Annotated in this window: 10 protein-coding genes; all 10 read left to right on the forward strand. The window is 33.4% G+C overall.

What is annotated here, in order from left to right; translation table 11 throughout:
• The coding region (locus ACKI3D_RS00375) for a CPBP family intramembrane glutamic endopeptidase (RefSeq protein WP_407391259.1) at window positions 1–680 on the forward strand (680 nt) is incomplete at its 5' end.
• Between the two features lie 35 nt (window positions 681–715).
• On the forward strand, window positions 716–1,117 hold the full coding sequence (locus ACKI3D_RS00380; RefSeq protein WP_407391260.1) for a hypothetical protein: 402 nt from the start codon (window positions 716–718) through the stop codon (window positions 1,115–1,117).
• Between the two features lie 87 nt (window positions 1,118–1,204).
• Window positions 1,205–2,701, forward strand: coding sequence for an anthranilate synthase component I (trpE, locus tag ACKI3D_RS00385; protein ID WP_407391261.1), 1,497 nt, complete (start codon window positions 1,205–1,207; stop codon window positions 2,699–2,701).
• Window positions 2,698–3,282 (forward strand): anthranilate synthase component II, encoded by a 585-nt coding sequence (locus tag ACKI3D_RS00390; protein ID WP_407391263.1) that lies wholly within the window; start codon window positions 2,698–2,700, stop codon window positions 3,280–3,282. The genes trpE and ACKI3D_RS00390 overlap by 4 nt, the downstream gene beginning before the upstream one ends.
• The gene (gene trpD / locus ACKI3D_RS00395; protein ID WP_407391265.1) at window positions 3,279–4,286 is read left to right on the forward strand and encodes an anthranilate phosphoribosyltransferase; all 1,008 of its coding nucleotides are present in this window, start codon (window positions 3,279–3,281) and stop codon (window positions 4,284–4,286) included. Before ACKI3D_RS00390 ends, trpD begins: the two co-directional genes overlap by 4 nt.
• Window positions 4,287–4,291: 5 nt before the next feature.
• The gene (trpC, locus tag ACKI3D_RS00400; RefSeq protein WP_407391267.1) at window positions 4,292–5,068 is read left to right on the forward strand and encodes an indole-3-glycerol phosphate synthase TrpC; all 777 of its coding nucleotides are present in this window, start codon (window positions 4,292–4,294) and stop codon (window positions 5,066–5,068) included.
• A complete protein-coding gene (locus tag ACKI3D_RS00405) occupies window positions 5,061–5,660 on the forward strand; it encodes a phosphoribosylanthranilate isomerase (RefSeq protein WP_407391269.1) in 600 nt (199 codons plus the stop codon). The genes trpC and ACKI3D_RS00405 overlap by 8 nt, the downstream gene beginning before the upstream one ends.
• On the forward strand, window positions 5,657–6,841 hold the full coding sequence (trpB, locus tag ACKI3D_RS00410) for a tryptophan synthase subunit beta (RefSeq protein ID WP_407391271.1): 1,185 nt from the start codon (window positions 5,657–5,659) through the stop codon (window positions 6,839–6,841). The genes ACKI3D_RS00405 and trpB overlap by 4 nt, the downstream gene beginning before the upstream one ends.
• Complete coding sequence (trpA, locus tag ACKI3D_RS00415) at window positions 6,834–7,604, forward strand: tryptophan synthase subunit alpha (protein WP_407391273.1); 771 nt, start codon at window positions 6,834–6,836, stop codon at window positions 7,602–7,604. The genes trpB and trpA overlap by 8 nt, the downstream gene beginning before the upstream one ends.
• Window positions 7,605–7,690: 86 nt before the next feature.
• A partial coding sequence (pcn, locus tag ACKI3D_RS00420; protein WP_407391275.1) for a proliferating cell nuclear antigen (pcna) occupies window positions 7,691–8,406 on the forward strand: 716 nt, incomplete at its 3' end.

Below are 8,406 nucleotides of genomic sequence, written 5' to 3' on the forward strand. Positions count from 1 at the left end.
CATTTTTCGGTATTCATTTTAGTTCTACAGCAATATATGTTTTGATTATCTGCTATTTTTTATTTAAACTTAGAAATTCACTTTCTGATTTTAAAAAAGACTTTTCAGCTGTTTTTTCAATAGATATTTTAAAATCTATCATTCTTGTCGTTGTTTTAAATATATTTTTCTCTTATGGGATGCTGTACTTGTCAGATTTTATTTTAAAGGCTATTCCTAGTTTAAATTTTTTAGTTGAATTTCATGCATCTTCTTTATATTTGAATAATAGTTTGGCATTTATCGGAGGTTTCATTGCCAGTGTTTTCATTTCTCCAGTTTCTGAAGAATTGATATTCAGAGGAGTAATATTAAATAGATTAAAAGAGTCACTCCCAATAGTCATTGCGATTTTAATGACTTCACTGCTTTTTGCTGCTCTTCATACTTATGGAAGCATTATTTCCGCATTCGTTTTTGGAATGTGCATGTCAATATTGTATTTGAAAACTGAAAACATCTTTGTTGCAATATTTGCGCATTTTTTAAATAATTTAATTGCAGAAAGCATTGTTGTTGTTGATGGGCAAAATCTGTTGTTTTCAGATACTATACTCATGTTTATTGTTTCTCTTCTGGCAATTATTTCAGCTATTCTTATTATAAAATCCATTATTGGAGAATTGAATAAGATTAAATAATACAAAGTTTAAGATATTTTTAAAGGAGTTTAAGTATGGATTTGAAAAAAATTGGAATTCTTTTGATTTTTGTGGGCATTGTCGTTACTATCGTTTTCATTGATGACAGTAAATTATTTGTTCCAGCATTAACTGTAACCGTTTTAGGTTTCTTTATAACTGTTGTTGGTTTTGTCATCGATATTAGAAAACAAAAAATCATCAATGACAGATTGGATCAGGATATCGGTTCTATTCTTCAGCCTTTGATTACCAAATATTCTAATTTGAATAAACAGTACCGCAGCGAATTTGATGGCGAGGAGTATGTTCAAAAAAGACTTCAATTGAATAAGGATTTGGAAAAGGAAATCACTGAAAAGTTACCTTATTTGGAAAGTAGGGAAATTAAAAAAATCGTGATTCAATTCAGCAAAGAACAGGATAAGATGAATTAATTTTTTTACCTTTTTTATTTCAATGTACATTTTATGACAACAAGGTTTTAAATAGTACATTGAACTAATTAATAATTAAGTGATTAGATGTTTTCCCTAAGTTTAGAAGAAGTAAAAAAAATAGGACAAAATAAAGAGTATAAAAGAATTCCTATATCTTACGAATTGTTTTCAGATATAGCCACTCCAATTGAAGTATTAAGAATTTTAAAAGCTATTAGTAAGCATACTTACATGTTAGAAAGTGTTGAAGATTCACAAAAATGGGGAAGATACAGCTTTTTAGGTTTTAATCCACTTTTAGAATTTACCTGCCAAAACGGTGTCGTTCATATTAAAGGAGATAAAGATTTCAATGAACTAACTGATGATGAAGTTGTAATAGAGACTGAAAATCCCGGTGAAATCATAAAGGAATTGGTTAAGAAAAATAGATCTCCAAAATTCAAAGACTTGCCTCCTTTTACAGGAGGATTTGTAGGTTATTTTGCTTATGATTATATCAAATATACAGAACCGAGCTTAAATTTGGACGCTGAAAATCAAGATCAGTTTAAAGATATCGATTTGATGTTATTTGATAAGGTCATTGCCTTTGATAATTTCAAACAGAAAATTATCATAATAAATAACATGAAAACCGATGATTTGGAAAATAACTATGAAAAGGCATGTAATGAATTAATTGAAATTGCAAATCTAATTAAAAATGGAAAGAAATCAGAAAATATTCCTTTAAAGTTAAAATCTGAATTTAAACCGGCATTTTCCCGCGAAAAGTATTGTAACATGGTTGATAAAGCAAAAAGTTATATTCGTGAAGGGGATATTTTTCAGGTTGTTCTTTCAAACAGAATAGAGGCAGATATCTCTGGAAGTTTATTGGACACATATAGAGTTTTAAGGACAACAAACCCTTCTCCATACATGTTTTATTTTTCAAGTGAAGACATTGAGATTGCCGGTGCTTCACCTGAAACATTGGTCAAATTGACCGATAATAAGTTATACACATTTCCTCTAGCAGGCACAAGGCCTCGTGGAAAAACCGAAGAAGAAGATTTGGAGCTTGAAAGGGAATTGTTGGCCGATGAAAAAGAACTTGCAGAGCATAACATGCTTGTTGATTTGGGGCGCAATGACATTGGAAGAATCGCAGAGATAGGTTCTGTTAAGGTTGATAAATATCTATCAATTGAAAGGTTCTCACATGTAATGCACATTGGTTCAACTGTCAGCGGAATTTTAAGAAGTGATTTGGATTCCCTTTCTGCAATAGATTCTATTCTTCCTGCTGGAACGTTGTCCGGAGCTCCAAAAATTAGGGCTTGTGAAATTATAAATGAACTTGAAGACAATAAAAGAGGAATATATGGTGGAGCAATTGGATATGTGGATTTAAGCGGGAACATTGATACATGCATCTCAATTAGGATAGCTTTTGCCCGCAATAACAAAGTATTCATACGTTCAGGAGCGGGAATTGTTGCAGATAGCGTACCGGATAAGGAATTTGAGGAATCTTTAAACAAAGCCGCTGCGGTAATAAATGCCTTAAGAATCGCCGATGGAGGGATAGAATGATTCTTTTGATTGACAATTATGACAGTTTTGCATATAATCTCTTCCAGTTGGTTGGTGAGATAAATCCAGACATACAAGTTTTTAGAAATGATAAAATCTCTATTGAAGATATAGAAAATTTAAATCCGGAAGCAATTATTTTATCTCCAGGTCCTGGAAAACCTGAAAATGCCGGAATTTGCATTGATGTTGTTAGAGAATTCCATGACAAAATTCCAATTTTTGGTGTTTGTCTAGGCCATCAGGCCATATGCACCGCATTCGGAGGTACAGTTTCTCATGCAAAAAGATTGATGCATGGAAAATCTTCAAAAATCTCTTTAGATTACGATTATATTTTTAAGGGATTGCCAAGTGAGATAATAGTTGGAAGATATCATTCTTTAAGTTTAGTTGAAGAAACTCTCCCGGATTGTTTGGAAATTATTTCAAAGGCGAAAGATGATGGGGAAGTCATGGTTGTAAAACATAAAGAGCATAATGTTTATGGAATTCAGTTCCATCCGGAATCAATATTGACACCGGACGGAATTACAATAATTAATAATTTTTTAGAAAAAGTCGATAAAGGGATATTATGATTAAGGAATCAATTTTAAAAGTATATAAACATCAGGATTTAACTTATGAGGAAGCTTATCAAACTATGGATGAAATCATGAGTGGTGAAGCAAGTGAAGTTCAAATGAGCGCTTATTTAACAGCAATGTCCATGAAAGGCGAGACAATTGAAGAAATCACTGCTTCTGCTGAAGCGATGAGGGCTCATTGTGTAAGATTATTGAATGATAAAGAAGTTTTAGAGATTGTTGGAACCGGCGGTGATGAATCCAATACATTCAATATCTCAACCACATCTTCCATTGTCATATCTGCAGCGGGAGTTCCGGTTGCAAAACATGGAAACAGATCTGCATCAAGCAAATGCGGAGCTGCCGATGTGCTTGAACAATTGGGGGTTAATATTCAGATTGAACCTGAAAAAAGCCTGAAATGTCTTGAAGAAATTAATTTATGTTTCTTATTTGCTCAAAATTATCATCTGTCCATGAAATATGTTGCAGGAGTTCGTAAGGAACTTTCCATTAGAACAATATTCAATATTTTAGGCCCTCTCACAAATCCTGCCGGAGCTACAATGCAGGTTTTGGGAGTTTATGAAAAAGAATTAGTAGAACCTCTAATGGAAGTATTAAAGAATTTAGGCGTTTCATCTGCACTGTCAGTTTATGGTATGGATGGTATGGATGAGATTTCAGTCAGTGATAAAACATTTGTATGTGAACTTAAAGATGGTAAAACAATGTCTTATGAAATTTCACCAGAATATTTTGGAATGGAAATGGCAACCAAAGACGATTTAGTCGGAGGGGATGCCCGTGAAAATGCAAAAATCACTTTAGCAATATTGACTGGTGAAAAAGGACCTAAAAGGAATGCAGTATTATTAAATTCTGCTGCAGGTTTATATGTCGCTGGCAAAGTTGAATCTTTAAGGGAAGGGGTTGAACTTGCAGCTGAAATCATCGATTCTGGAAAGGCATTAGAGCAACTTGAAAAATTTATTGAATTTACAAACAGCTGATTATTATGTTGGATGAAATTGTTGAAAAAACTAAAGAAAGAGTGGAAATGGCGAAAAGCAGTGTTCCTTTAGATGAACTAAAAAAAGAAGTTTCTTTGATGGAAATATCTGACGAATTCCCATTTAAAAAAGCATTAAGTGAAGATGGAATTTCAATTATTGCGGAAGTTAAAAGGGCATCTCCATCTAAAGGTTTGATTGCTGAAGATTTTGATTATATTGCAATTGCTAAGGAATATGAAGAGGCAGGTGCTTCAGCAATTTCAGTTTTAACTGAACCTTACTTTTTCCAAGGATCTGATGATTATTTAAAAGAAATATCTGAAAATGTTAGCATCCCTCTTTTGAGAAAGGATTTTATTGTTGATGAGTATATGATTTGGGAAGCTAAGCTCTTGGGGGCTTCAGCTATTCTATTAATAGTTTCTATTCTAGATGTTGTTCAGTTAAAGAAATTTTTAGATTTGGCTCATGATTTGGGCCTTTCAGCTATTGTTGAAACTCATGATAGTGATGAAATCATGAGGGCAATGACAGTTGGCGCCGAAATTGTTGGCGTGAATAATAGAAATTTAAATGATTTCACTGTTGACATTGAAAATAGTATTGGTCTACGTAGATGTGTTAGTGGAGATGTCATATTTATTTCAGAAAGTGGCATTAAAACAGTTGAAGATGTCACCAGATTAAAAGAAAATGATGTCGATGCAGTTTTAATAGGCGAAACTTTAATGAAATGTGATGATAAGAAAGCCATGATTTCGGAGTTGAAAAATGGTTAAGATTAAAATCTGCGGTCTTAAAAGATTGGAAGATATTGAAATAGTAAATAAGTTTTTACCAGATTATATAGGTTTTGTATTCGCAGATTCAAAAAGAAAAATTTCTCATGACTTAGCTAGTAAATTAAAAGACAATTTAGATTCTAAAATCATTCCAGTGGGCGTTTTTGTTGATGCGCCTCAGGATGAAATATTGAAGTTGTATGAAAACGGAATAATAGATATTGCTCAACTCCATGGAAACGAAAGTGAAGAGTATATTTCTGATTTGAAAAAAAAGACAAATGGAGCATTAAAGATTATTAAAGCTATCGAAGTGTCAGAGGACACAGATTTGTTAAAATATGATAATTCAAAAGCCGATTATTTATTATTTGATAGTGGAAAAGGTAGTGGAAAAACATTTGATTGGCGTTTAATGAGAGATGATTTAACTAAGGAATTCTTTTTAGCGGGAGGATTGAATAGCCAAAATGTCCAAGAGGCTATTGAAGAGTTCAATCCTTATGCTGTTGATTTGAGTTCTAGTCTTGAAGTTGATGGATTTAAAGATGAAAATAAAATTAGGGAGATAATGGAGGTTATAAATTGAGTAAAGGAAGATATGGTGAATATGGTGGCCAATACATATCTGAAACATTGATGAATGAATTGCTGTATTTAGAAGAGCAGTATTATCATTACATGAATGATGATGATTTTGTAAATGAATTAAATACTTTATTAGAGGAATATGCAGGACGCCCTTCTTTATTGTATTATGCCAAAAGAATGACAGAAGATCTTGGCGGTGCAAAAATCTATTTGAAGCGTGAGGATTTAAACCATACTGGGGCTCATAAGATTAATAATGTTTTAGGTCAGGTATTGCTTGCTAAAAAAATGGGTAAAACAAGAGTTATTGCCGAAACTGGTGCAGGCCAACATGGTGTAGCAACTGCAACTGCTGCGGCGCTCCTTGATATGGAATGTGAAGTATTCATGGGCGAAGTGGATACTAAAAGGCAGGCATTAAATGTTTATAGAATGGAATTGCTTGGAGCAAAAGTACATTCTGTCAAATCAGGAACTAAAACATTAAAAGATGCTGTAAATGATGCATTTAGAGATTGGATTGCTCGTGTTCATGATACTAATTATGTTATAGGCTCAACAATGGGGCCTCATCCATTTCCAATGATTGTTCGTGATTTTCAAGCAGTAATAAGTGCTGAAGCTCGCCAACAATTTTTAGATAAAGAAGGAAAACTTCCAAGTGCAGTTATTGCCTGTGTCGGCGGTGGAAGTAATGCTATGGGGGCATTTTATAATTTCATTGAAGATGAAGAAGTGAAATTGATTGGTTGTGAAGCTGGAGGAAAGGGTATTGATACTCCATATAATGCGGCTGCATTGACAAACGGGCAAATTGGAATATTCCATGGTATGAAATCAATTTTCAGCCAAGGGGAATACGGTCAGATTGCTCCGGTATATTCAGTTTCAGCCGGTCTTGACTATCCTGGTGTTGGTCCTGAACATGCATATTTAAGAGATATCGGCAGAGCGGAATACGTTCCCGTAACCGATGAAGAGGCAGTGGAGGCATTCGAATACTTATCTAGAATGGAAGGAATCATTCCAGCTATTGAAAGTGCCCATGCTGTTGCATATGCAATGAAACTGGCTCCGCAAATGGATAAGGATGAAATTATTATGATTTGTCTTTCCGGAAGGGGAGACAAGGATGTTAGGTCAATTGCAGAATATAGGGGAGTTGAGTTAGATGAGTAAAATAACTAATGCGTTTAAAGATGATACTGCGTTTATAGGTTTTTTAACTGCAGGTGATCCGACTATCGATAAAACTGTTGAATTTATTTTGGCAATGGAAGAAGCAGGCTGTGATTTGGTAGAGATTGGTATTCCATTTTCAGACCCTATGGCTGAAGGGGTTGTTATCCAAGATGCTAATGTAAGGGCTTTAAAACATAATACTACAACAGATGATGTTTTTGACATTGTCAGTAGAGTCCGCCAAAAAACAGATATTCCATTAGTATTTTTAACTTATATTAATCCGGTATTCTTTTATGGCTATGAAAAATTCTTTAAAAGATGTGCAGAGTTAGGAATTGACGGCATCATATCTCCGGATTTGCCATATGAGGAAAAAGGTGAGATTGCCGAAATTGCAAAGTCAAATGGTGTAGATGTAATTTCTTTAATTGCTCCAACATCAAGTGAGAGAATTAAAATGATTGCCAGTGATGCAACCGGTTTCATTTATGTCGTTTCATCCTTGGGTGTTACAGGTATGCGCAGTGAGATTAAAACAGACTTAAATGCTATTTTATCAGACATTCGTGAAGTTACCGATTTGCCGTTAGCTGTTGGTTTTGGTATTAATACTCCAGAGCAGGCTTCAGATATCTCTAAAATTGCTGATGGAGTTATTGTAGGCAGTGCAATCGTAAAAATAATCGAAGAACATGGCGAAGATGCTACTGGGCCTTTGATGGAATATGTTTCAAGTATGAAAAAGGCATGTAAATAAGATTTAATATCCTAATGAAAATCTTTAATAAATAGTTTTTATAAAAATATATCTATAATATTTAAATTTATTATAGAGGATTATTTATGTTTAAAGCAGAATTAAGTGATTCTAATATATTAAAAACCAGTTTTGATGCTATTTCATCAATCGTTGATGAAGTACAAATTCAAACTGATAGTGAAGGCATGAGATTAGATGCCTTAGACCGTAGTCACATAACATTTGTTCATTTAGAGCTTAAATCTAGTTTATTTGATGAATATATTTGTGATGTTCCTGAAAAGATTAATATCGATACAGATGAATTCATGAGAGTTCTTAAAAGAGCCAAATCTCAAGACAGAGTGTTAATGTCTGTTGATGAAGGTAATTTCATTATTACTTTCGAAGGAGATGCTACAAGGACTTTCAAAATAAGATTAATTGATATGGAATATGATAATCCTGTTCCTCCTCAAATTGATCATCCAACTACATTCAAAGTACGTTTCTCAATCTTAAAAGATTGTATTAATGATATTGATATCTTTTCTGATAAGATTGCTTTACAGGTTGATGAAGATTACTTCATTGCATCTGCTGATGGTGAATTTGGTGATGCAAGCATCAAATATCTTCATGGAGAAAATATTAATGAACATGCAAAATCTCTATTTTCATTAGATAAGATTAGAGAAATGCTTAAAGCAGATAAATTTTCAGAGGAAGCTGAAATTAGTTTAGGTACTGATATGCCATTGAGTTTGACTCTTAATATGGTTACCGGTGATGGTAAGCTCAGTTTCTTGCTTGCTCCTAG

Origin of the sequence: Methanobrevibacter sp. (genome assembly GCF_045586545.1) — an archaeon.
Taxonomy (GTDB): domain Archaea; phylum Methanobacteriota; class Methanobacteria; order Methanobacteriales; family Methanobacteriaceae; genus Methanocatella.